This is a genomic window from Streptosporangium sp. NBC_01810 (assembly GCF_035917355.1).
Classification (GTDB): Bacteria; Actinomycetota; Actinomycetes; order Streptosporangiales; family Streptosporangiaceae; genus Streptosporangium.
Map to the genome: position 1 here is coordinate 1,934,476 of NZ_CP109070.1, position 23,375 is coordinate 1,957,850.

Sequence of the window (23,375 nt, forward strand, 5' to 3'; positions counted from 1 at the left end):
TTGAGTGTGTTTAGTGACATTGCTAGGGTTCGGCGGGTGTGATGCGGGATGTCCCGCTGATCCGTGCGATGCGGCGACCGTTTGACCTATGTGCGTCGACTGCCGCAAAAAGTGCCGTCTATTTTCTTTCTGCTTCCCGGGGTGGACACCATGCGCTTGCGTAACGCGAGCTTGCGGACCAAGGTCACGGCACTTCTGGTGTCGCTCACCGCGCTTTGGGCGTTCACGGCATGGGTGACGGTCCGTGACGGTGTGAACATGCTGGGCGTGGCGACCCTCAACACCGACGTGGCGGAGCCGAGCGAGCGGCTCATCGTCGAGGTGCAGGCCGAACGAAGGCTTACCGCGATCACGCTGGGCGCGGGCGGCACGGAACACCGGCGCGACGCGCTGGCCGCCCAGCGCGGGCGCACCGACGCCGCGGGCGCGAACTTCCGGGAGCTCACCGCCGGTAGCAGCGTGCAGCTTCTGGGAAGCTCGGCCCTGCAACGCCGTATCGCCGAGACGCGCCGGTTGCTGGACGACCTGGCCGCCGCGCGCAAGGCGATCGACGCGGGCCGGGTCAACCGGACCTGGGCCGCCGAGGAGTTCACCGACATCGTCGACTCCATCTTCCGCGTCTACGACTCGCTGGCCACGCTGGACGACGAGGAACTCGCCAAGGACACCCGCACGCTCATCGAGATGAACCGGGCCCGGGACATGCTCTCCCAGGGGGACGCCCTGGTGATGGGCGCCTTGACGGCGGGCCGGTTCGCCGACGGCGAGCAGGTCAGATTCACGCAGATCGTCGGCACGCGGCGTTTCCTCCTCGCCGATGCGGTGGCCGAGCTGCCCGCTGCCGACCAGGAGGCCTACCGGCGGCTGGCCGCCGGCGAGCAGTTCACCCGGCTGAGAGCCATGGAGGAGCAGCTGATCGGGGGCGCGAGCGTGGTGTCGACCGGAATGGTCGACGTCACGCGGTGGAGCTCCGACGCCCAGCCCGCACAGACCAAGCTGACGGAGACGGTGCTCACGGCCGGCAGCGGCGTGGTCGAGCGGTCGGGCCCGGTCGCGGCCGGCGTGATCGTGCGGCTTGCGCTGGCCGGCGGCCTGGGCCTCGTGGCCGTCATCGCCTCGGTCGTCCTGGCCATCACCACGGCCCGCGCCCTGGTCCAGCAGCTGGAGAAGCTGCGGGCCGCCGCCTGGGAGCTCGCCAACGAGAGGCTGCCCTCCGTGGTCGAGCGGATCGGCCACGGGCAGATCGTGGACATCGAGGCGGAGGCGCCGCCACTCAAGTTCGGCGACGACCAGATCGGGCAGGTCGGCCAGGCGTTCAACGCCGTGCAGCAAACCGCGATCAAGGTCGCGGCGGAGCAGGCCCAGTTGCGCCGTGACATCGCCGACATCCTGCGCAACCTCGCCCGCCGCACCCAGTCGCTCGTGCACCGCCAGCTGGGCGTGCTCGACATCATGGAGCGGCGCGAGAACGACCCGCAGGAGTTGCGCGACCTGTTCCGGCTCGACCACCTGGCGACCCGGATGCGGCGCTACGCGGAGAACCTCCTCGTCCTCTCCGGTGCGGCGCCCGGCCGGGCCTGGCGCGAGGCGGTCCCGATGATCGACGTGGTCCGCGGCTCGCTCGCCGAGATCGAGGACTACACCCGGGTCGACGTGATGCCCCTGGGAGAGGTGGCGCTGGACGGCCGGGCCGTGAGCGACGTCATCCACCTGATCGCCGAACTCGTCGAGAACGCCGCCTCCTTCTCACCGCCCTACACCACGGTCCAGGTCGGCGGGCACCTCGTGGCCCACGGCTACGCGCTGGAGATCGAGGACCGGGGGCTGGGCATGAGCGCCGCGGACATCGCGAGCGCCAACGAGCGGATCGCCAACCCCCCGGAGCTCAAGCTCTCCGGCAACGCCAGGCTGGGCCTGTACGTCGTCAGCCGCCTGGCCGAACGGCACAACGTCCGGGTGGCCTTCAAGGCGTCCCCGTACGGCGGCACGACCGTCGTCGTCCTCATCCCACAGGACCTGATCAACGAGGAGGGGCCGGGCGCCTCCGTCGGCGTCGGCGTGCCGCAGGCACGCCCGGCGAGCACCGGCGAGATGAACGGCACCACGTCCGCGGTCGCCGCGGTCCGCAGCAGGGTCGGCGATCCCCTGGGCATCGCCGGTGGTCCCGTGCGGGCCGGCGGCGCCGAGGGAGAGCCCGTCGGCGAGCCCGTCCTGGGGGCCTGGCCCGAGGCGTGGGAACCCGCGTCTCCTGGTCGCTTCGCCGACCAGGGTCTCGCCGCTCAGGCGCCCGCGGAGGGGTTCGCCGATCCCGCGGCACTCAGGCGGCTGCCCGACTCCGGAGCACCTATGAGCCTGCCCGACTTCACGAACCCCGGACATCCCGCCTCACCGGGCGCGCCTGCGGGCGGAGCCCTCGACGGCTCCGCGGCTCCCGGACGTCCGGGAGGCCCAGGGGGGGCACCGCCGCCCGTGCTGCCCCCGCCCGACAGCAGCCACACACCGGGCGGCCTCCCGAGACGCGTTCCCCAGACACATCTCGCCGCCCCGCTGCAGGACGACGAGCCGGCGGCGCCGGTGCCTCCGGACGACGGTGGCGCCGACGAACGCTCCCCGGAGATGATCCGCGCGGCCATGACGTCCTTCCAGACGGGCACGCGCCGCGGCCGCGACGTCGCGGCCCAGTTGACCAGGCAGGACGGCGACCCCGTGAACGAGGGTGGGCCTGCCGTGTGACCCCAATATTTGATCTTGAGTCGCGCGTGCCAGGTTCGGTGCCGACGAGGCGCCGAGGGCCGGCGACGGAACATCGGCAGGCAGAAGGAGAGGACAACGAGTGGTGCAGGGAACAGGATCTTTCACGGACCTGGCCTGGTTGCTGGACGACCTGGTCTCGCGGGTGGAGGAAGCTCAGCACGGAATCGTGTTCTCCACGGACGGCCTGCTGCTGGCGGCCTCGGCCGGATTCCCTCCCGCCGACGCCGAGCACCTGGCCGCCGTCGGGTCGGCGATCCAGAGCCTGGGCCGCGGGGTCAGCGACCGGGTCGGCGGCGGGCCGATGCGCCAGACCATCATCGAGATGCGGACCGCGTACCTGATCGTGACGGCAGCCGGGAAAGGGGCGTGCCTGGCGGTGCTCTGCGGCGCCGACGCCGACGTCGGCCTGGTCGCCTACGAGATGGCCATGCTCGTCACCCGCGTCGGCCAGTACCTCACCTCGCCCACCCGGACTGCCGACACCTCCTTCAGAGGCGACGGCACGCGATGAGCATCTTCGACGAGCAGCCCGAGGCCCAGTGGGTCGGGGACGAGGCAGGGCCGATCGTCAGGCCGTACATCCTGACGCGAGGCAGGACCGAACCGACCCGCGGTAGGTTCGACCTCATCACCCTGGTGGTGACCATCCGGCAGGTCTCGTCGAGGGAGCCAGGACTGGACCCGGAGTGCCTGGCCATCGTCCGGCTCTGCCAGTTGGCCCAGTCGGTCGCGGAGATCGCCGCCCACATGAACCTTCCGGCAGGCACGGTCCGCGTCCTGCTCAGTGACCTGCTCGACCAGGGATTCATCGCTATACAAGAACCGCATTCGGAGACGGATATGCACGACGAGAGGTTGTACAGGGCGGTGCTCGATGGACTCCGCGCGCTCTAGCCGTGACGCCGGGCGCGCGAAGATGCCCAAGGCGATCAAGATCCTGGTCGCCGGAGGGTTCGGCGCGGGCAAGACCACGCTGGTCGGCGCGGTCTCCGAGATAGAGCCGCTGCGCACCGAGGAGACCCTGAGCGACCGGGGCATAGGCGTCGACGACCTGTCGGGCGTGGAGACCAAGCAGACCACCACCGTCGCGATGGACTTCGGCCGGATCACCATCGGCGACGACTACCGCCTCTACCTGTTCGGCACGCCGGGGCAGGAGCGCTTCTGGTTCCTCTGGGACGAGCTGGCGCTGGGCGCGCTGGGCGCGGTGGTCCTCGCCGACACCCGCAGGCTGGCCGACTGCTTCCCCTCGCTCGACTACTTCGAGCGGCGCGAGACGCCCTTCATCGTCGCGGTCAACTGCTTCGACGGGGCCCGTCACTACGAACTCGACGAGGTCAGGCTCGGGCTGACCCTCCACGAGGACATCCCGATCGTGCTGTGCGACGCCAGGCAGCGGGAGTCGGGCAAGGAGGTGCTCATCGCCCTCGTGGAGCACGCGATGCGGATGCGGCTGGGCACGACATCCCCGCAGGGGAGTGCCGAACCCTCCGCGGAGCGGACCGGGACCCGCTGACGAGCATGCCCCCTTCCGGGACGGGCGGGGCTCCACCGAGCCCGTCTTCTCGCTCGCCGACCACCTTGACCTGATCGGCCGGGCCAGAGAGGTCTACCGGGACGCCTGACCTGACGGCGCGCGACCGGAGCCGCTCTTCGGGAGTGCGCACAGGATGGGACATGCGAGGCTTGTCAGCATGAATCGCCTGGCTGAGGTTGACCTGTCACGGAAACTCACCAAGAAAGAGGCCTCCGAGCGTCTCGACGCCGCTCTCGAACGCCTGCTCCACCTGCGGCTCACGCTCGGCGGCCAGGTCGGCGAGCAGCGCATCGGTCCACCGCTGTGCGTGGTCTTCGAAGGGTGGGACGCCTCGGGCAAGGGAGGTGCCATCAAGCGGCTGGTGCGCCCGCTGGACCCGCGCCACGTTCGCGTCGCACAGTTCGCCGCGCCGACCTACGACGAGAAGCGCCACCACTTTCTGTGGCGGTTCTGGCCGGTCCTGCCCGGCTGGGGCGGGATGACCGTGCTCGACCGCTCCTGGTACGGCCGGGTGCTGGTGGAGCGGGTCGAGGGCTTCGCCACCGAGGAGCAGTGGTCCCGCGCGTACGGAGAGATCGTGGAGTTCGAGCGGACCCTCGTGGCCGAGGGCATGATCATGGTCAAGTTCTGGATGCACGTCTCCGAGGACGAGCAGCTCCGGCGCTTCCAGGACCGGGCCGGCGACCCGCTGCGGGCGTGGAAGCTCACGGACGAGGACTGGCGCAACCGCGAGAAGCGTCCGCTGTACGAGGCCGCCGTGGAGGACATGCTCGCACATACCGACCACCCGAAGGCGCCGTGGCACGTGGTCCCCGGCGACGACAAACGCCTGGCCCGGGTCACGGTGGTGGAGACCGTCTGCGCCGCGATCGAGGCCGAACTCACCGCCCGGGGCTACAGGCCGACGACCCCCTCCGGGGCGGAGGGGATGGCGGACGACTAGCGAGACCGTGTCGTTAAAAGGGCGGAGGGGATGGCGGACGACTAGCGAGACCGTGTCGTTAAAAGGGCGGAGGGGATGGCGGACGACTAGCGAGACCGTGTCGTTAAAAGGGCGGAGGGGATGGCGGACGACTAGCGAGACCGTGTCGTTAAAGCCGTTCTGACGAGAAGTATGGAGGTGGTGGAGACGTGCCACGCACCGTGGATCGGGGTAGGCGGCAGAATCAAATGACCGTCCATTCGTCGGTCATTGTTCTTCGTCATCGCGGGAGGGGACGCATGCGGTTGAGCTCGCGGCTGAGCAGGCTGGACCGGAGGGTGTTCGCCATGGTGGCGAGCGCGAGGTTGCCCGGTCTTGAACGTGTGGTGCCCGCGCTGTCACGCGCGGCGGACAACTCCCTGCTGTGGGCCGGGGTGGCCGGGGCGTTCGCGGTCAGTGGGCGCCGGCCGCTGCGCCGCGCCGCGACCAGGGGGCTGCTCGCGGTCAGCCTGGCCAGCCCGCTGGTCAACCTGGTCGGCAAGCAGGCCTTCCGCCGGAACCGGCCGTCGGCCGAAGGGCTCCCGCTCGCCCGGATGATCAAGATGCCCACTTCGGCGTCGTTTCCCTCGGGCCACTCCGCCTCGGCCGCCGCCTTCGCCGCGGCCGTGGCGATGGAGGCGCCCCGAGCGGTCGCGGTCCCTGTCGGGCTTCTCGCGGCCGCCGTCTGCTTCTCCCGCGTCTACACCGGTGTGCACTATCCGGGCGACGTACTCGCGGGGGCCGGGATCGGCGTGGTGGCGGGACTGGCCACCCGCCGTATCTGGCCCGACGCGGGAGAGGCGGGGCACGCCCGTGCCGCCCTGACGGCGCCCTCCGTGCTGCTCGATCCGGAGGGCGAGGGGGCGGTCGCCGTGGTCGACGGCTCAGCCGACGCCGCCGCGGGAACGGCCGAGACGCTACGCACGGCCCTTCCCCGGGCCGAGATCGTCGAGGTGGCGCCAGGTGCCGACCTCGGGGCCGCCGTGCGGGACGCCGCTTCGCGGGCCAAAGTGCTCGCGGTGGCCGGGGGAGACGCCGTGGTCAATCTCGCCGCACAGGAGACGACGGGCGCGGCGACCCCGCTGCTGGTCGTTCCCACGAGCCTCCGCGGTCGGTTCGCCCGCGCGCTCGGAGTCGAGACCGCCCAGGAGGCGGTTGAGGCGTACCACAGCGGTGACCTCGTGGCTGTCGACGTCGGCGAGGTCGCGGGCCGGAGGTTCGTCAACTCCGTCAGTGTGGGCCTCCACCAGGCGCTGGTGGAGAGCGGGGAGCGACGGCAGAGCCGGGTCGGCACGTGGCCCGCGCTGTTCTGGGCCATGGCCGAGGTACTCGGCCCGGGGGGCGCGCGGCCGGTGGATCTCGTCGTGGACGGTGTGCCCAGGCGTGTCTGGACGGTGTTCGTGGGCAACTGCCGTTACGAGGCGCGCGGTGGCGCTCCCGCCAGACGGCAACGGCTGGAAGACGGTCTGCTGGACATCCGTGTGCTCACCGCCGCCGACCGGCTGCCCCGGGTGCGGGTATTCCTCAGCCTGCTGGCCGCAAGGGTGAATCTCTCACGCCACTACCAGCAGTGGCAGGCCGACACGCTGTGCCTTTCGGCCCCCTCGGGACGACTGCGGCTGGCGTGCGACGGTGAGACGTTCACGGTCACGGGCGAGGCGGAGTTCACCAAGCGCCCGCGGTCGCTCCTCGTGGTCCGGCCGACCGGCTGAGATCCGGACGAGGTCTCGGCTGCGATCGGGTTCCGCGCCGGCCGCCTTCGGCGACCGGCGCGGAACATCCTGATCTGTTGGCGCGGGTTCACTGCCGGAGCTGTCCCGGCCGTTGGGCGGGCGCCGGTGTTTCTACCGCCTCATCGCTTGGCACGTGCGGTGTCGAATGCCTCTGGCGATGGTCTCTGCGGCTGTCGGTGGATCAGCCTCCGCCTCCGCCTCCGCCGCCGCCTCCTCCTCCGCCGCCGCCTCCACCGCCGCTGCGGTCGCCGCCGCCGCCTCCGCCGCCGCCGCCTCCGCGGTTGCCGCCTCCGCCGCCGCCACCTCCACCGCCGCCGACGATGTTGGTGTTGGTGTTGACGTTGCTGACATTGGCGCCGCCTCCGCCTCCGCCTCCGCCTCCGCCTCCGCCTCCGCCTCCGCCTCCGCCTCCGCCTCCGCCACCGCCTCCGCCACCGCCGCCGCCTCCACCGCCTCCGCCGCCACCACCACCACCGCCTCCGCCACCGCGCCTGGCGAAGCATCTCGCGGGATTCTTGTGGAACCTGCAGGGCTTCTCAGCGGAGATGAGGGTGGTCGTGACGACCTCCTGTGCCACGGTGCCCGCACTGGCGGGCTGGGCCGACATCGCTACGGGGGCGGCGAGGGTTGAGACGACCATCGCGCCGGCTGCGAGCATGTTCCTAAGGATGATCATGAGAGATCACTCCCTGCCGAATTGGTGGAACCCTGGGAGATACCCGGGCTGCCAAGACGCCTGAGCCGGTATCGAGGACGACACCTGCACAGCGTCTGGATCTGACTCACGCTAGGTGCGAAGCGTGAGAACGGTCATCTCAGGGAGGCAAAGGTAGCGGTTCAGTCTGATTGCCCTCGGGTTCCCGGCAAGAATTGATCAGAGGCGTTTAATCACTCTGAGCTACACCTCCGGTGACGAGGGTAGTTGTTTTCAAATGTCTCCTGATCCGATGGCATGGTTTTCCGGGAACTCCTCATGGCACGGGCGGTCTTCTGGCGCGAAAACCTTGTTTAGGTAAACCGCGGAGCCTTCCGTCGCACACTCCAGCGGGAGCCGGGCCGACACGGAGCACGCGCCGGCAGGCATGGGGGGAACATGCCGGCGCCCCGGCCCTCCAGGTGAGGTGGGGGTAGATCATGCTGTCCTGCCCGCAGTGGTGAGCATGACCTCAAACCGCCATATCGGAGCCCTGGGAGCCGGAGGGTGCCTGAGACTCCGGCGTATTTTACGAATGTCCCGCGGCCGGTCCGGGCGTTGGGGGTCTACCGGCGCGCGCCTGTCATCGTCGGTCACGACCTGCGGTTCCTGAGGTCCGCCGGTATCACACGACGGCCGTCCATGAATCTGGAGGGGGCCCGAGCAGTTAGGAGACGGACGCGAAGACCGCGATCTCGCCGTGAGATCGCGGTCTCTGTGTCCCTCCGGCCCGGATCAGGTCGAGAAGAGCATCCCCACCCAGCTGCGCTGGCGGTGGTGACCGTAGTGACCGTGGTGCGGTGCGCCCCAGCCGGGAGCGCCGTGCACGGGCGGCGGCGGAGGAGGAGGCGGAGCAGCATGGGACTGCTGTGACCACTGGCTCTCCATGCGGGTCAGCGTCTCAAGCTCGCCGTAGTCCAGGAAGATTCCGCGACAGCTCTCGCACTGGTCGATGTGGACGCCGTTGCGCTCGTAAGTGCGCATGGCACCCCGACACTTGGGGCACTGCATCTGGCTGCTCTCCTTGTTCGGGCCTGGTTGCCAAGTAACCACAACCTACTGCGTGGGCACAGCATGGCAGGCGCTTCTGTGCCGGACAATCCTCAGGCACGCCTCAACGAGGATCTCCTCGACCTCGTCCAGGGGGCGCCCCGCCCGCCCGGCGGTGGACACCGCCGCCGCCGCGAGCTGTACGGTCATCGCCTGCGCCGGGATATCCAGTCGTTCCCACGGGTCACCGTCCGGTGGAACGGCGACTCCGCCCGCGGCGCGGTAGGCATCCAGGAAGCGGTGCCACACCTGTGGTTCCAGCAGTCCGGCCGCGAACCAGGCGGCGGGCCTGGACAGGTCCCATGCCTGGTCGCCGATGCCCAGGTCGTCGATGTCGATGAGGATCCACTCGTCAGGCGCGCGGACCATCTGGCCCATGTGCCAGTCGCCGTGGGTCAGGCCGCCGGGGCCCGCGGAGGGGAAGGGCAGGCAGCTGAAGGCCCGGCGTACCGCCAGCTCGGCGGCGGAGCGGTCGCCCAGGCGGGCGACCGTCGCGGCCACCCGGCTCGGCCCTCCCGCGTCTCCCAGCGGGGGCAGGGCCCGCGCGGGTACGGTGTGCAGCCGTGCCAGCAGCCGGGCGGCGGCCTCCCAGGGCGCCGCGTCCGGATCCTCGTGATCCACCGGAGTTCCGGCGGGCCAGACGGTGATCAGCCGGTCCTCGACGGTCATGACCTCCTCGGTCACCGGCTGGAGCATGATCCCGCGCAGCGCCGGGTGGGCGGTGGCCCGCATCCGCTCCGCCAGCGGCTCCCGCTCCGCTCCCGGCGCGTGCGCCTTGACCACGATGGAGCCGGCCCGCAGGATGATCACGTCTGGCCTGGTCGGCAGCACGGTGGCGGGCACACCGCCGTATCCGACGCCGATCCGGCGCAATTTGTCGATCAGGTCGTCGCTGTTCACCGGGCAAGTGAACCACTCGATCCATGATCCTTCCGGGCTGCCGCATAAAGTACGGGATATGAGGATCGGTTTTGCGGTGCCGGTATCGGGATCATGGGCGACGCCGGGCAACATGACGCGGGTCGCCCGCAGGGCCGAGGAGCTCGGCTACCCCGAGGTGTGGACCTTCCAGCGCCTGCTCTATCCGCAGCGTCACGACATGGGCCCGGTCTACCGCAGCGTGCACGACCCGGTGGTCACGCTCGCCTACCTGGCGGGGTTGACGAGCCGGATCAGGCTCGGGGTCGCGGTGCTCAACATGCCGTTCGCCTCGCCCGCGCTGCTGGCCAAGCAGCTGGCGAGCCTGCAGGCGGTCTCCGGCGGGCGGCTTGACGTGGGACTCGGGCTGGGCTGGCTGCCCGAGGAGTTCGCTGCCTCGGGGGTGTCGTTCGAGCGGCGCGGACGGCGTGGGGAGGAGTTCGTCACGCTGCTGCGGCGCCTGTGGACGGAGGAGACCGTGGAGCACAGCGGCGAGTTCTACGAACTGCCGGCCGCGTACCAGGACCCCAAACCGCCCACCGTGCCGCCGATCCTGCTGGGCGGGTCGGCGGAGGTGGCGCTGCGGCGCGTCGGGCGGCTGGCGGACGGCTGGATCAGTTCGAGCCGAGAAGACCTCGACAACATCGACAAGAAGATCTCCATCGTCAAGGAGGCGGCTCGTGACGCCGGGCGCGATCCCGAGGCGCTGCGCTTCGTCACCCGGGGTGTCACCCGCATACGCCCTTCCGGGGCGGCCGGACGCGAACCGCTGACCGGCTCGTTCGAGGAGATCAGGCAGGACGTCGACAGGCTCGCCGCCAAGGGGGTCACCGACGTCTTCCACGACCTCAACTTCGATCCGGAGATCGGATCGCCCGATGCCGACCCCGAGGAGTCGATGTACCGGGCGGAGGCGGCACTGGAGGCACTCGCGCCCTGATCAAGCGTTTGGTTCGATAGGGGCATGAGGGCACAGGAGATGGCAGACCGGCTGGAGATCGGCGAGTTGCTCGCCAGATACGCCTACGCGGTGGACACCGGAGACTGGGAACGGCTCGATCTGGTCTTCACCCCGGACGCGGTGATCGACTACACCTCGGCGGGCGGCATCAGGGGCAGCAGGGACGAGGCGCGGCGATGGCTCGCCGAGGTGCTGCCGACCTGGCCGGGACGCCAGCACCTGATCGGGGCGATGACCATCAGGTTCGACGGGGACGAGGCGGCGGTCACCGCCTCGTTCACCGACACGCTCGCGCCGTCCAGGGACATGATCGCCGCCGACACCGCAGGGCTCATCCGCGGCGGCGGCTGGTACCACCACCGCCTGGTCCGCACCATGTACGGCTGGCGCAGCAGAGAACTGATCGAGGAACAGACCTGGCGGACCATGTGTTAGTCCGCGGTCCCTGGGTCTTTCGCCCACCGTTCCCCGCCACGGCAAGATCCGAGGGACAGGGTCCGGCGGGGAACCGGTCGAAGGGCGGTCCGGCGCCGCGCGGCGGCCGCAGGCCCGATTGGACGACCGTTCATCTGTGCGATGCTCCGATGTACGGGTCTGATGGCGCATCATCGGCCTCGCCCTGTCATCCTTGTTCTCGTACATATACGGCCGAAACAGGGGAGAACGGTGGACGAGCGCAAGCCGATCGAGTGCTGGCTGTCGGACATGGACGGGGTCCTCGTCCATGAAGGACAGCCGGTGCCCGGTGCAGACGAGTTCATCCGCCGCCTGCGCGAGTCCGGAAAGCGGTTCCTGGTTCTGACCAACAACTCCATATACACCCCGCGTGACCTCGCCGTACGGCTGCGCGCGGCAGGCCTGGACATCCCGCCGGAGTCGATCTGGACCTCCGCACTGGCCACGGCCAAGTTCCTGGACGGCCAGCGCCCCGGCGGCTCGGCGTACGTGGTCGGGGAGGCGGGCCTGACCACGGCCCTGCACGAGATCGGCTACATCCTCACCGACATCGCCCCCGACTACGTGGTCCTGGGCGAGACCCGCACCTACAGCTTCACCCAGATCACCCGGGCGATCCGGCTGATCGAGGGTGGCGCCCGGTTCATCGCCACCAACCCCGACGCGGTCGGGCCCTCCAACGAGGGGTCGCTGCCCGCCTGCGGTGCGGTCGCCGCGATGATCACCAAGGCGACCGGGGTGGAGCCCTACTTCGTGGGCAAGCCCAACCCGATGATGATGCGCAGCGCGCTGCGGGCCATCGACGGCCACAGCGAGAGCACCGCGATGATCGGTGACCGGATGGACACCGACATCGTCTCCGGCATGGAGGCGGGGCTGCACACGATCCTGGTGCTGACCGGGGTCGTCAGCAGGGACCAGATCGACCGCTACCCGTTCCGCCCCTCCCTGGTGGTCGACTCCGTCGCCGACCTGATCGAGCTGATCGACTAGGCCAGGTCCGCACGCAAGGTCGGCGTCCGCCACAAGCCCCCGCGCGAGCCCCACCCTCTACACGCCCATGGCGGCGAGCCCCACCCTCTACACGCCCATGGCGGCGAACACCGCCCACGCCACGCCCGCCCCGGCCACCGCACCCGCGGCGGCTTGGGCGAGCGTGTGGTGAGAAATCCGCACCCGCGCCCACCCGATCACCGCCACCAGCGCCGCACCCACCGTGAGCGTCACCGCGGCCGGCAGCACGTACGCCAGCATCACAACGACGCCGGCCGCCGTGCTCGTGTGAAACGAGATCTTCCACACCAAGGTGATCGGGCCTAGCACCGCCAGCCAGCCGAGCATCACCACGACCATCGCCGTCAGCTCGACCGGCTCCCCGTCGGCCAGCAGCAACATCAGCAGTGTCACCAGCACGGCCGCCAGCGCCGCCAGCATCGGCTTGAAGCGGCTCGTCCGCTCCACGATGTGCCGTGAGTCCAACCGGCCCCGCCACACGCCGATCGCGATCACCGTGGCCGGTACGCCGCCGCACACCGCCGAGATCGCCGCACCCCATGCCGCACCCGCCCAACCGGCAGCCAACCCGCCGACTACCGGCGGCAGGCTCAGCATCAGGTTCTGCGGCGCGAATACCTCCGTCACCGCCCACGCGAACCCGTTCAGGCCGGTACGCGAATCGGCCCCGGACGCCTCCACGCCCGCCACAGACTGATCAGCCACTGCGCCTCCTGCACATCGTTTCCACCTTCGACCGCCTGGCCGGCCACCAACCCGCCACCCGGGGCGCCGGTCTGCCTCACCGTGAGAGCCTCACGCAGCTGGAGCGCCGCAGTTTCCGCATCCACCCGGCCGCTTTCGTAGCTGTGCTACGCCGCGCTGCCGATGGTGAGCCGGTGCGCCCAGGAGACCCGGAGCTACGCCATCGTGACGGCGGTGGTCGTGCCGGCCCCTGGTCGCCCTCATGATCTTCGGGGTGATCTCCGGCGGGCGGCTGACCGGGGTCGCGCTGCCCTGGGCGCTGCTGCCGTTGGTGTCCATGGTGATCTCGCAGATCCATCCGGTCTACAGCCCGAGATACCTGCTCTTCACCGTCCCCGCCATGGCGCTGATCGCAGGTGCGGGCCTGGACGCCCTGCGGCCCCGGGCGTCGGCCTGTGGCAGGAGGCGCCAGAACAGCGCCTTTGTGGAGGACGACGAGCGCTACCTGGCACTCATGGGCAACCGTGATTTCGTGCTGAGATTCACAGATGATTTTGGGTATTCGTGGATCGGCCTTTATGCCCGCAGGTCGGCCTGCTGCGGTGCCACTGCCTCGCCCGGCGCGAGCCGGTAAGACCGTTCGCGATGACCTCGGCGGGCCCCGATGGACGGGAGGATCAGGCAATCAGGCGATCAGGCGATCAGGCCGGGCAGCAGGGTGACGGTGCCTGCCAGGTAGGTGCCGAGCTCCGGGGGGACGAGGTTGATGGCGGAGATCTCGGCCGGATCGAGCGGGAGCCGCACCACCTCGTACCGGCCACGGGCGGGGTCGTCGAACTCCGGGCCGCAGCGCAGGGCGAGATCCATCGAGACCAGGCGGCAGCCGTAGACGTGCTGGGTCTTGATTCCCTCGTCGCGCACGCATTCCAGGGTGGTCAGCGGGGTGACGCCGGAGACCACGGCGCCGAGCTCCTCCATGACCTCGCGGTGCAGGGTGTGCTCCAGCGAGGCGTCCTCGGGCTCGACATGGCCGCCGGGGACGGACCAGTAGAGCTCCTTGCCGGGGACCGTACGCCGGAAAACCACCAGCCGGTCGTCGTCGAGGAGGACGGCGCGAACACTCGGCACGTCAGGCATGGGGCCATTGTGCCACCGACCCGGTGACGTGATCCGCATCCGGGCCCCGGGGAGGCGGGATTTCCTTGCCGAGGTCGACCTCCCCGCGCAGGTCGCCGCCGTTCCCCAGGCCCGCCGCTACGTCCGCGACCTGCTGGACGGCGTGAACCACCCGCACGCCGACGACGCGCTCCTGCTGCTCACCGAACTCGTCACCAACTCGGTACGCCACTCCGACTCCGGCCGTACCCGGGTCCAGCCAAGGTGAGCCCAAAAGCCGCAACGCAAGATCAGACAATGCTGCGGCTCGCGCGTGAATCGCTGGATCGCCGCCCCTCGGAGTTTCCGGTTTTTTCGGACGCCCCTCCAGCCGCCTTCGACTGGCAGGATGGCCGCCATGCCCTACGACCCCGCCCCCGCCCCGGCCCGCGAGGAGTTCCTCGGTCTCCTGGACCACCTCGACTTCACAGACCGCCCCGGTGCCGGACACCTCCACAGCCGGCCTCCCGGCCACATCCTCACCGGCGTCACCGACCTCGACGCCGTCCTCATCAGCCTGCCCCCGGCACCCTGACCGTCGTGGCCTCCCGCCCCGGTGTGGGAAGCACGACCCTGCTGCTCGCCTTCTGCCGGGGAGCCGCCCTCGTCCGCAACACCCCCACCCTGCTGGTCAGCTACGAGTCCTCCCGCCGCGACCTGCTCACCCGCATCACCTCGGCCGAGGCTCGCGTCGTCGGGCACGCGCTGCGCTCCGGCGCCCTGCGCGACGACGACCGGGCCACGCTCGCCCGCGTGATGCCCCGCCTCGCCGAAGCCCCCCTGCACCTGGCCACCCCGGCCGACTGGACCCTGGGCGAGCTGAGCGCCCGCATCACCCACGCCTGCACCGCCGGCGAGCCCGCGGCCCGCCTGGTCGCCGTCGACGGCCTGCGCCACATCCGCCCCGACGTGCGCGGCGGCACCCGCGAACGCGAGGTCACCGAAACCGTCCACACCCTCAAGGCGCTCGCCGTGCGGCTGGAGGTCCCCATCGTCGTCTCCGCCGACCTCGACCGCCTGCCCGAGGTGGGTTCCGGCCGGCTGCCGGCCCTGCACACCGATCTGTGCGACGCCGTCGCCCGCACCGCCGACCTCGTCGTCCTGGTGCACCGCGAGGACGCCGCCGAGCGCGACTCCCCCCGCGCGGGGGAGGCCGACCTGATCGTGGCCAAGCACCGTAACGGCCCCACGGCCACGATCACCGTGGCCTTCCAGGGCCACTACTAAGCGGAAACTAGATTACTGGACCAAATTCGTCGTTGCATACCACTTCGCTTTACCTTTCAGATTAGACAATAATCGCATGGAGAAACCATCTCGGCGCATTCCGCGGCGCACCCTTGAAGGCACCCGAACACTAGTTCTCAGCGCAATTGACAAGGGAATGCGCGTGGATGAAGCCGCCACTGTCTTCGGTGTTGGGCGATCCACAATATTCGGTTGGCTCAAGCTGCGGAAAGAGTCGGGTCCAGCGGCATTGGTGGTGAAAAAGGCTCCGGGACGCGAACCGCAACTGACAGAACGTCAAATGGCGCAGCTGCGGGGATGGATAATCGGTAATGACCCCCGCCAATTGCAGTTCGAGTTTGGTCTGTGGACTCGCGAGATGGTCGGTGAGCTTATCAAGCGCAAGTTCGGTGTCGTGTTCACATCGCAATGGGTCGGGACACTCCTGCATCGGCTCGACCTGTCTCCACAGCGACCATTGGTCCGCGCGTATGAAAAGAATCCAGAACGCGTGCGGCAGTGGAAAGAAGAGGAGTATCCGAAGATTCGAGCTATGGCCATCACCGCAGGTGCAAGCGTCTTCTTCGCTGACGAGGCGGGTGTCCGCACTGATTACCACTCCGGTACCACATGGGCTCCAGTCGGGAACACGCCGATTGTAATCGGGACTGGAAGTCGAGTTTCAGCAAACATGTTCTCCGCAGTGAACACGCAGGGGAAGCTGTACTTCTCCTTCTTTGAAGGAAACCTCAACGCCGAGGTGTTCATTGAATGCCTCAAGAAGCTGCTCGACGACATTCCCGGGAAGATCTTCTTGATCATAGATGGTGCGCCGGCCCACAGATCTAACGCCGCTAAGGAGTTCGCGAAGTCCACCAAGGGCCGACTGAAGTTGTTCTTCCTTCCACCCTACTCTCCTGAACTGAATCCCGATGAGTGGGTGTGGAAGAATATAAAGCACGATCATGTTGGGCGGATGGCCGCGCGAACCAAGGATGAGCTCAAGAAGGGGATCGAGAAGGCAGTAGCACGGATGCGCAACCTTCCCGAAATCGTCCGAGGCTTCTTCGCGGATCGAGGCCTCCGCTATATGACCACATGAGTAAAGTTTCTTACAGTCCAGTAACTTAGTTTCTGGTTAGTAGTACCTGGGAGATGTCGAACTCATCGGCCATGCGAGGTTCGCCCGGAATCGGGTTACCTGGCTGATATTCGCCATTCTTGATGCGTCGCCGTATCTCTTCAAGGACGGCTTGCCATTTGAGCTGGTCAGGCCGGAAATCGATCACAACACAAGAAGGAAAGCCTCTCTCGGAGTTCGGAGTTTTCTCGCTCAAGTTCACGCAGTCGGGCGCGCTCGGGGCCGCTGAGGGAGTGCGGTTCTTCTTCCGCGCGCGTTCGCTTGTAGGTGCTCACCCAATTGCCGAGCGTGGTGTCGTGGACGCCGAACTCTCTGGCGACCTCGGCGATCGTACGGGGGCCGTCGAGGACCATGCGCACAGCCTCGTCCTTGAACTCCTGGCTAAACCTACGCCTGGAGCCTTTCAGTATGTTTCTATCTCCTTCGGACTTTTACCACTCTACTGAGGCGATCATGTGCGCCCAGTAGAACTGGAGGTGAAGCCGTGACATAGCGGCTGATCTGCATGTTCGTAAGCTCGTCGTCGCTTGCCGGTGAAAGTCCGGTCCGGGTAGCTGCCAGGAGGCCCGGTAGCAGGCTGGCGGCTTCGTCTGGAAACGGGCGGGGTCGAAGCCCAGCGTCAAAAGCCCTTAAGGGGGAGCGACGATGCGGTCCGTAGCATGACGCGAAGCCTGCGGCGTCGTTACTCAGCCGTCTTCGGACGGGACAAGGGAGAGCCGAGCCCCTCGTGATCGGGGTGAAGGCCATGGAAGCGGCGAAGAGCCTGGAAATTGCAGCCGCGAAGAACTCCCCGGCGTATGGGGCGCGGAACGTATCGATAGTGACGGCGGGAACTGGGGAGGCCCTCCCCGGCCCGGTGACCTGCGGAAGGTGTTACCGGAGCGTGGCGTCCTATAACCGGTCAACGCCGGGAAGTGGATTGCTGGCCGGGTGGGCGTCGGAGGCGGCCGTAGTACTGCTTGAGCCGACCGGACAACATAACCGGCGGTGAGGGAAGGGCCGCTACTTCGTCGATGCATATTGAGGTGGAGGAGGGGCTCGGTGAGTGCCGTTTTGGCTATTCCCGCCGCCGTGGGGCCGCGTGTTCCGCGTGATCCGGTCCGCGCCTTGCAGCATGTGCTCTACCGGGCGGCCAAGGCCGATCCCGGACGTCGGTTCCACGCGCTCATGGACAAGGTCTATCGCAGAGACGTTCTGGAGCGCGGGTGGGTCATGGTGCGCAGCAACAACGGCGCACCGGGCATCGACGCGACCACGCTGGCCGACATCGAGGAGTACGGGATCGTCCGGCTTCTTGAGGAGTTGGCCGCGGAACTTCGGCAGGGCCGGTATCGGCCATTGCCCGCGCGCCGGGTGATGATCCCCAAGCCTGGGCTGAAGGACGAGTACCGGCCGTTGTCGATTCCCGCTGTTCGGGATCGGATCGTGCAGGCCGCTGTGAAGATCGTGTTCGAACCGGTCTTCGAGGCGGACATGGCTGATTGCTCATTCGGGTTTCGCCCGAAGCGCTCAGCACACGATGCTCTGCAAGTGCTCATTGAGGAGCAGGCGCGGGGCCGCCGGTGGGTGGTCGAGACGGACATCGCCAACTGCTTTTCGGCGATTCCGCACGATGAGTTGATGCGTGCGATCGAGGAACGCGTCTGCGATCAGTCGCTCCTGAAGCTCCTGCGGGTGATTCTGCGCGCCGGGGTGATGGAGGACGGACAGATCCGGCGAGAGGTCACCGGCACGCCACAAGGCGGCGTGGTTTCACCCGTCCTCTGTAACATCTACCTGCACCGATTGGATCGGGCGTGGGACGAGGCGGACGGCGTGCCGGCCCGCTATGCCGACGACGCGATCGTGATGTGCTGGTCCCGCGGTCAAGCCGAGCGGGCCCTGGCCCGCCTGACGGAGCTGCTGGCGGCACTCGGTTTGGAGCCGAAGGCCGCCAAGACCCGCATCGTGCACCTGGAGGTCGGTGGGGAAGGCCTGGACTTCCTGGGCTTTCACCACCGGCTGGTGCGCTCACGCGGGTTCAACGGGAAACGGCCGTTCGTTTTCCTCGCTCGCTGGCCCTCAGACAGGGCGATGCAACACGCCCGCGACCGGATCCGTGACCTCACGGACGGCCGCAGGCTGCTGCTTCGCACCGAAGCGATCACCAAGGAGGTCAACCTGTTCCTGCGGGGATGGGCTGGCTATTTCCGGTACGGGCATTCTGCCCGGCGCTTTAGCAAGATCAGAGAGTTCGCCTGGATGCGCCTGGCGCTGTTCCTCAGCCGAAAACACCGGCGCAGCCGGAGCTACGGCCGGGGCGTGCTGAAACGCTCGCTCAGCGATCTCGGCTTGATCAGCCTGTATGGAATCGTCGTCGCGCCCAGGGCGGGCAAGCCCTGGCGGGAAAGGCCGAATGCCGGCGGTGAACGACGTCGGTGAGCCGTGTGCGGGAGAACCGCATGCACGGATCGAGGTGGCGGGGGTTGGAAACGGAGCGAAGAACCTGGTCACGGCCACTGGGGTGGCACACCCGTCCGGGAAACCGACGGAAGGAAGGCCCCAGGCCCTCCCGCCAGGAGAAGCCACCGCGCCAGCCCCCGACCCTACAAATATTGAGATTTTCCGGAGGTCCAGGTGGTCCGCCTGCCACTCCAGCAGGGCCGACGCGCCTTCCGATCTTCTCAAAAGTCCCAGAACTTATGATCGGCTCAGTACCAGCTATGGACAACACAGGGAAGCGCGTTGCGGAATGTGGCCACCGGGCGGTGCCTGGACAGCAACTCTTCGGGCAGCGTCTATGCAGGTGGGTGCGCGTCTGGCGACGCGGGTCAGCAGTGGTACAGAAATTAGTAGTAAAGGCCAGGTCGCGCCGGCGCTGCGGGAAGAGGTCGGCGACCTGGGGGGGCGTCCATGGACGTGGTGTACGAGCATCCGAATCCGGTAAGCCGGTCACGGTGGAAAAGCGCGGCGTCGTCCGTGGTGAAAAGCGCGGCGAGGGGGGTGGAGTGGCTCAGGGCCGCTCGTCGGTGTCGCGTCGTGCGGGGTGGAAGGTCAAAAGCGCGGCGAGGGGGGTGGAGTGGTTCAGGGCCGCTCGTCGGTGTCGCGTCGTGCGGGGTGGAAGGTCAAAAGCGCGCCGAGGACCGTGGAATGGCCCCAGACCGCCCATCGGTACGGGTCCGCCGCGGTGCGGAAGGATCCGGGGCCGCTCCTCGCCGCCGCCTCGCGCGGGGCTCTCGCCGTGCGGGGTACGAAGGTCCGCGGGGCGTCCGGTCAGGGGTCGCCCTCGGCCGGGTGCGGGGACGAATCGGGCCTTCCACCACGAAAAGCGGCCCATCCGAGGGGGTGGGAGTGGCGCTTTCCTTGATCGGGGTGAATCCGCACGCCCCCAGCGTGCCAACTCACCCAGATCATGGAAAATCCCCGATCGTCACCACCACGGCCCCGCCTCCACGCCCGCCATGACCCGCTTTGCCCCCTTCCGGAGCTCCACCGGCCCGCCCCCGGTCACCCACACCCGGCCAACGCCCGCCACCACCCCGCACGATGCGTTGCCGGTGAGCGGTCCTGAGCCACTCCGCCGCTCTCGCTGCGCTTTTGGTCTTCGGCTCCGTGTGATGCGTTGCCGGTGAGCGGTCCTGAGCCACTCCGCCGCCCTCGCCGCGCTTTTCCCCACGGACGACGCCGCGCTTTTCAACGGCGATCAGCCAGGCGCGACGCAGGTACCGATCTCAAACACTCATACACCACCTCCGCGGACGCGACCCCTGGAGGCCGCCGGGACGGTGATCATCCAGGTGGACGAGCCCGCCCCTGCAGGAGACCCTGCCGCTGCGCGCCGCCAACCGGCCCGCCTACCTGGCCTGGGCGACGCTGCACGTCTTTTCGTTCGGGGCCGTTCCCTCTGCTCAAACGGCGTAGCGCTTACTCGGTCAGCGGTGGTCCCTGCGCAGGCGTTTGAGGTCGGAGCGTTGCTTCTTGGCGGTGATCCGCCGTTCGATCGCGCCCCTGCTCGGTTTGGTCGGGCGGCGCTTCTTGGGGGGCGGGGCGATCGCCTCGCGGAGCAGCTGGGCCAGGCGCATCTCGGCGGCCTCGCGGTTGCGCAGCTGGGAGCGGAACTCCGAGGCGGCGATGGTGATCACGCCGTTCACCAGGCGGGAGGCAAGACGTTCGAGGGCTCGGGACTTGAAGACCTCTTCGAGGGCCTCGGTGGCGGCCAGGTCGAAGCTGAGCTCGACCCGGCTGTCGGTGGTGTTGACCCCCTGGCCGCCGGGGCCTGAGGAACGGGAGAACCGCCAGCCGAGCTCGGCCTCGGGGACCGAGACCGAACCGCTGATCTGGAGCGGACCGGGCATGGCGGCGACTTCCTTCTCACGGGGGTGTGCGTGTTCTCAGGGTACCGAGGGAGTACAAGCCTGGATCAAATAGTTTTATGCCCCGTTCCTCGACGGAGACTACGAACGCAGGGCCGAAACGGAGCCGTCTGCACGACGTGGTAGAGCAGTCCGGGGCCGTCCCGCGCGGACGTCCCCGGACACGCTCACCGCGTGTCGCAACCCGGTGAACCCATGTGGTCGGCGCAGTGGTGGGTTTTCGAGACCGCCTTGGTCAGGTCATGGGCCGATCCGGGACGGCTGCCCCTCGCAGGAAGAGGTCGACGACCTCGTGGACCAGCTGATCGGCGGGAGGCGGAACGGGACGCTCCTGCGGGGGCATCGCCACATCGGCGGGCATGGGCTGGAGCATGCCGGCCAGTTCCATGAAGGCCATGGCCAGGAAGCTCGGATCAGCCTTCCGTAGCTCGCCCGTCTCCACTGCTTGGGCCATCAGGTCGGTGACGGGTGTGATCAGGCTACGCACGTAGGCGTGCGAGACGTCGGCGCGCTGTGCGTCATCCAGGTGGCGGGTGGCGTAGTAGATCTGGTCACCGAGAGCGGAGTTGTACGTTCCCCGCGCATAGGTGTCGGCGAGGGCGAGGAGACGGTCGCGGAGATCACCGTCGCCCCCCAGCGCCCGCTGGAGCGCGGCGGAGGTCTCCTCGATGTAGTGGTGGGCGACTTCCATGAACAGGGCGGGCTTCCCGCCGGGGAAGTGGTGGTAGAGGCTGGCCTTCTTCACGTCCACGGTTTTTGCGATCTCGTCGAGGGAGACCCCGAGGTAGCCGCGTTCGGCGAGGAGGCGGGCGAATTCATCGCGGGCGCGGACGCGGGTATCGGCTTGACGTGGCATGGCGGTTCAGACTCCTGTTCGGGTACGGAGGGTAAGGGCGAGGCGGGCCGCGACAGCGCCCGCGGCGAGAGTGCCGGCGGTGACGAGGGCGCCGGGGAGAAGGTTCTGCTCGCTCCAGGGTGAGGTGAGCAGGCCGCGCATCGCTTCCAGGGGCGGGGTGAGGGGGTTGATGTCGGCCGCGTAGGCCATCCAGCCGTCGAGTTGGTCACGCGGTACGAAGGTGGCGGTGAAGAACGAGAGAGGGAAGAAGACCAGGGTGACGGATCCGATCGCCGAGCCGTTGCCGGTGTGGAGGGCGACCGCGGCCGTCAGCAGCTGGAATCCGATACCGAGGAGTACGGTCGCGCCGACCAGGGCGAGCAGGGCGGGGAGGCCGGAGACGGGGCTCAGACCGAGCAGCAGGCCGAGTGCGGTGAGCGCGCCGGCCTGCGCGGTGAGGATGAGGATCCCGGCTAGGACGGGGGCGGCGGTGAGCGTCCAGCGGCCCACCGGGGTGAGCCATAGCCTGGCGTGATAGCCGGAGCCGATGTCGCGTACGAGGAGCTGGCCGGCGGTGGCGCCGCCGGTGAAGACCGTGGTGAGCAGGCACAGCGGTAACACCATGTCGATGTAGCGTCCGCCGGGCGTGGTCGCGGAGGCGACCGTGGAGAGCTGCGCCTCGTAGACGATCAGGAAGAACGCACTCATGAACAGCGGTGAGTAAAGCAAGGAGGGGGTACGGGCGCAGGCCCTGAGCGAGCGGGCGGTCAGGGCCCGGAACGCGGCGAACGATGTCGGCGCCGCGGACAGGGGCATGCGGTCGGCATCGAGGGCGGTGATGGTGGCCGGGGCGGTGCTCATGCGGCGGATTCGCCTTTCGGCGCGGTGGCGAGGCGGAGGAAGACGTCCTCCAGGCTGGGCTCGTCGACGCTTAGGGAGTCGGCGTGCAGTCCGGCGGAGGCGAGGGCGAGCAGTATCTTCCCGTCGGCGCCGGGGTGTGCGAGCCGGGTGCTCAAGGCGCGGGCATCGGGTCCGGTCAGGGCGGCCTGCTCGCCCCGGTCGGTGAGCAGCCGCAGGGCGTGGCCTGTGGTGTCGGCGTCACGGAAGCGCAGGGTCAGGACGCGGTCGCCCGCCTCCGCCTTGAGGGCGTGGGGGGCGGCGGAGGTGACGAGGCGGCCTTCGCGCAGGATGCCCACGCGGTCGCAGAGCTGGTCGGCCTCCTCCAGATACTGGGTGGTCAGCAGGACGGTCATGCGGTGGCCGGCGGACAGGGTGCGGATTTCCTCCCACAGGCGGCGTCGGCTGATCGGGTCGAGGCCGGTGGTGGGTTCGTCCAGGAAGAGGACCAGGGGGCGCTGGACCAGGGCGACGGCGAGGTCGACGCGGCGGCGCTGGCCTCCGCTGAGCCGGCTGACGGGAGTGTCGGCGAATTCCTCCAAGGAGAAGGACGCGAGGAGTTCGGCACCGCGGTCACGGGCCTGCCGGGCGGTGAACGACTGCAGCCGGCCCTGCAGGTGCAGCAGTTCGCGGGCGGACATGAGAGGGTCGAGGGCTGTTTCCTGCAGGACGATTCCGATGCGGCGGCGCACGGTCTCGGGCTCGCGGGTGATGTCGGCACCCGCGACGTGGGCGGTGCCCCGGGAAGGGCGGAGCATCGTGGTGAGCATGCGGACGGTGGTGCTCTTGCCGGAGCCGTTGGGGCCGAGCAGTCCGTAGACCTCTCCGGTGTTCACTTGAAGATCGAGCTGGTGCACCGCGGAGCGGTCTCCGAAGTCCCGGCCGAGTCCGGCCACCCGAATGGCCGGTGGGGTGGTTCTGTCCATCCATAAAACCTACCTATTGGTAGGTAGGTTTTGCAAATGGACACCCTGTGCCGCGATAGACCGATCGCGCCGCTCGCCGC

Annotated in this window: 25 protein-coding genes; 15 read left to right on the forward strand and 10 right to left on the reverse strand. The window is 68.7% G+C overall.

The genetic code is table 11. The features are described 5' to 3' along the window. The first annotated feature begins 150 nt into the window (after positions 1-150). The 6 genes from OIE13_RS08895 to OIE13_RS08920 all read left to right on the forward strand — a co-directional run bounded on the left by OIE13_RS08895 (position 151) and on the right by OIE13_RS08920 (position 6,964). Entirely contained in the window at positions 151-2,733 is a 2,583-nt protein-coding gene (locus OIE13_RS08895; protein ID WP_326641179.1) for a sensor histidine kinase, read from the forward strand. A 100-nt stretch (positions 2,734-2,833) separates the two neighbouring features. Beyond that, positions 2,834-3,265: a roadblock/LC7 domain-containing protein gene (locus tag OIE13_RS08900; protein WP_326641177.1), complete on the forward strand. Its 432-nt coding sequence runs from the start codon at positions 2,834-2,836 to the stop codon at positions 3,263-3,265. Further along, positions 3,262-3,648: a DUF742 domain-containing protein gene (locus tag OIE13_RS08905; protein WP_326641175.1), complete on the forward strand. Its 387-nt coding sequence runs from the start codon at positions 3,262-3,264 to the stop codon at positions 3,646-3,648. The genes OIE13_RS08900 and OIE13_RS08905 overlap by 4 nt, the downstream gene beginning before the upstream one ends. Next, entirely contained in the window at positions 3,629-4,270 is a 642-nt protein-coding gene (locus tag OIE13_RS08910) for a GTP-binding protein (protein WP_326641173.1), read from the forward strand. The genes OIE13_RS08905 and OIE13_RS08910 overlap by 20 nt, the downstream gene beginning before the upstream one ends. Positions 4,271-4,448: 178 nt before the next feature. Further along, positions 4,449-5,234 carry a polyphosphate kinase 2 family protein gene (locus tag OIE13_RS08915; protein ID WP_326641171.1) on the forward strand — a complete coding sequence of 262 codons (786 nt, stop codon included), beginning with the start codon at positions 4,449-4,451 and terminating at the stop codon, positions 5,232-5,234. A gap of 278 nt (positions 5,235-5,512) precedes the next feature. Next, complete coding sequence (locus OIE13_RS08920; protein WP_326641169.1) at positions 5,513-6,964, forward strand: bifunctional phosphatase PAP2/diacylglycerol kinase family protein; 1,452 nt, start codon at positions 5,513-5,515, stop codon at positions 6,962-6,964. 132 nt (positions 6,965-7,096) lie between these two features. On the opposite strand, the gene OIE13_RS08925 is transcribed toward OIE13_RS08920, so the two are convergent. The 3 genes from OIE13_RS08925 to OIE13_RS08935 all read right to left on the reverse strand — a co-directional run bounded on the left by OIE13_RS08925 (position 7,097) and on the right by OIE13_RS08935 (position 9,629). Continuing rightward, entirely contained in the window at positions 7,097-7,471 is a 375-nt protein-coding gene (locus tag OIE13_RS08925; RefSeq protein WP_326829860.1) for a hypothetical protein, read from the reverse strand. Between the two features lie 943 nt (positions 7,472-8,414). After that, on the reverse strand, positions 8,415-8,690 hold the full coding sequence (locus tag OIE13_RS08930; protein ID WP_326829861.1) for a TFIIB-type zinc ribbon-containing protein: 276 nt from the start codon (positions 8,688-8,690) through the stop codon (positions 8,415-8,417). 45 nt (positions 8,691-8,735) lie between these two features. Next, positions 8,736-9,629 carry a phosphotransferase family protein gene (locus tag OIE13_RS08935; protein ID WP_326641164.1) on the reverse strand — a complete coding sequence of 298 codons (894 nt, stop codon included), beginning with the start codon at positions 9,627-9,629 and terminating at the stop codon, positions 8,736-8,738. A gap of 58 nt (positions 9,630-9,687) precedes the next feature. Between OIE13_RS08935 and OIE13_RS08940 the strand changes: the two genes are divergently transcribed. The 3 genes from OIE13_RS08940 (at position 9,688) to OIE13_RS08950 (ending at position 12,057) form a co-directional block, all read left to right on the forward strand. After that, entirely contained in the window at positions 9,688-10,587 is a 900-nt protein-coding gene (locus tag OIE13_RS08940) for a TIGR03619 family F420-dependent LLM class oxidoreductase (protein WP_326641162.1), read from the forward strand. A gap of 24 nt (positions 10,588-10,611) precedes the next feature. After that, positions 10,612-11,043 (forward strand): nuclear transport factor 2 family protein, encoded by a 432-nt coding sequence (locus OIE13_RS08945; protein WP_326641160.1) that lies wholly within the window; start codon positions 10,612-10,614, stop codon positions 11,041-11,043. Positions 11,044-11,274: 231 nt separating this feature from the next. After that, complete coding sequence (locus tag OIE13_RS08950; protein WP_326641158.1) at positions 11,275-12,057, forward strand: HAD-IIA family hydrolase; 783 nt, start codon at positions 11,275-11,277, stop codon at positions 12,055-12,057. A gap of 87 nt (positions 12,058-12,144) precedes the next feature. On the opposite strand, the gene OIE13_RS08955 is transcribed toward OIE13_RS08950, so the two are convergent. Continuing rightward, positions 12,145-12,783 carry a hypothetical protein gene (locus OIE13_RS08955; RefSeq protein WP_326641156.1) on the reverse strand — a complete coding sequence of 213 codons (639 nt, stop codon included), beginning with the start codon at positions 12,781-12,783 and terminating at the stop codon, positions 12,145-12,147. A 241-nt stretch (positions 12,784-13,024) separates the two neighbouring features. Between OIE13_RS08955 and OIE13_RS08960 the strand changes: the two genes are divergently transcribed. Further along, positions 13,025-13,396, forward strand: a complete 372-nt coding sequence (locus OIE13_RS08960) for a hypothetical protein (RefSeq protein ID WP_326641154.1) — start codon at positions 13,025-13,027, stop codon at positions 13,394-13,396. Positions 13,397-13,455: 59 nt separating this feature from the next. Here the strand turns inward: OIE13_RS08960 and OIE13_RS08965 are convergent, their stop codons facing one another. After that, positions 13,456-13,899, reverse strand: a complete 444-nt coding sequence (locus OIE13_RS08965; protein ID WP_326641152.1) for an NUDIX hydrolase — start codon at positions 13,897-13,899, stop codon at positions 13,456-13,458. Positions 13,900-13,927: 28 nt separating this feature from the next. Here OIE13_RS08965 and OIE13_RS08970 point away from each other — a divergent pair, with 28 nt between their 5' ends. From OIE13_RS08970 to OIE13_RS08985, 4 genes are all read left to right on the forward strand, one after another. Then, a complete protein-coding gene (locus OIE13_RS08970) occupies positions 13,928-14,146 on the forward strand; it encodes a hypothetical protein (RefSeq protein ID WP_326641149.1) in 219 nt (72 codons plus the stop codon). Between the two features lie 129 nt (positions 14,147-14,275). Then, positions 14,276-14,452 carry a hypothetical protein gene (locus tag OIE13_RS08975; protein ID WP_326641147.1) on the forward strand — a complete coding sequence of 59 codons (177 nt, stop codon included), beginning with the start codon at positions 14,276-14,278 and terminating at the stop codon, positions 14,450-14,452. A gap of 5 nt (positions 14,453-14,457) precedes the next feature. Beyond that, entirely contained in the window at positions 14,458-15,144 is a 687-nt protein-coding gene (locus tag OIE13_RS08980; RefSeq protein ID WP_326641146.1) for a DnaB-like helicase C-terminal domain-containing protein, read from the forward strand. Positions 15,145-15,220: 76 nt separating this feature from the next. Beyond that, a complete protein-coding gene (locus OIE13_RS08985; protein ID WP_326829862.1) occupies positions 15,221-16,246 on the forward strand; it encodes an IS630 family transposase in 1,026 nt (341 codons plus the stop codon). A gap of 167 nt (positions 16,247-16,413) precedes the next feature. Here the strand turns inward: OIE13_RS08985 and OIE13_RS08990 are convergent, their stop codons facing one another. Continuing rightward, positions 16,414-16,695 carry a transposase gene (locus tag OIE13_RS08990; RefSeq protein WP_326830273.1) on the reverse strand — a complete coding sequence of 94 codons (282 nt, stop codon included), beginning with the start codon at positions 16,693-16,695 and terminating at the stop codon, positions 16,414-16,416. Between the two features lie 631 nt (positions 16,696-17,326). On the opposite strand from OIE13_RS08990, the gene ltrA reads away from it, so the two are divergent. Beyond that, complete coding sequence (ltrA, locus tag OIE13_RS08995; RefSeq protein WP_326829863.1) at positions 17,327-18,706, forward strand: group II intron reverse transcriptase/maturase; 1,380 nt, start codon at positions 17,327-17,329, stop codon at positions 18,704-18,706. A 1,490-nt stretch (positions 18,707-20,196) separates the two neighbouring features. On the opposite strand, the gene arfB is transcribed toward ltrA, so the two are convergent. From arfB to OIE13_RS09015, 4 genes are all read right to left on the reverse strand, one after another. Further along, positions 20,197-20,619, reverse strand: a complete 423-nt coding sequence (arfB, locus tag OIE13_RS09000) for an alternative ribosome rescue aminoacyl-tRNA hydrolase ArfB (protein ID WP_326641142.1) — start codon at positions 20,617-20,619, stop codon at positions 20,197-20,199. Positions 20,620-20,872: 253 nt separating this feature from the next. Continuing rightward, entirely contained in the window at positions 20,873-21,493 is a 621-nt protein-coding gene (locus tag OIE13_RS09005) for a TetR/AcrR family transcriptional regulator (protein WP_326641140.1), read from the reverse strand. A 6-nt stretch (positions 21,494-21,499) separates the two neighbouring features. Next, positions 21,500-22,333 (reverse strand): ABC transporter permease, encoded by an 834-nt coding sequence (locus OIE13_RS09010; protein WP_326641133.1) that lies wholly within the window; start codon positions 22,331-22,333, stop codon positions 21,500-21,502. Continuing rightward, a complete protein-coding gene (locus tag OIE13_RS09015; RefSeq protein WP_326641131.1) occupies positions 22,330-23,295 on the reverse strand; it encodes an ATP-binding cassette domain-containing protein in 966 nt (321 codons plus the stop codon). Before OIE13_RS09015 ends, OIE13_RS09010 begins: the two co-directional genes overlap by 4 nt. Between the last annotated feature and the right edge of the window lie 80 nt (positions 23,296-23,375).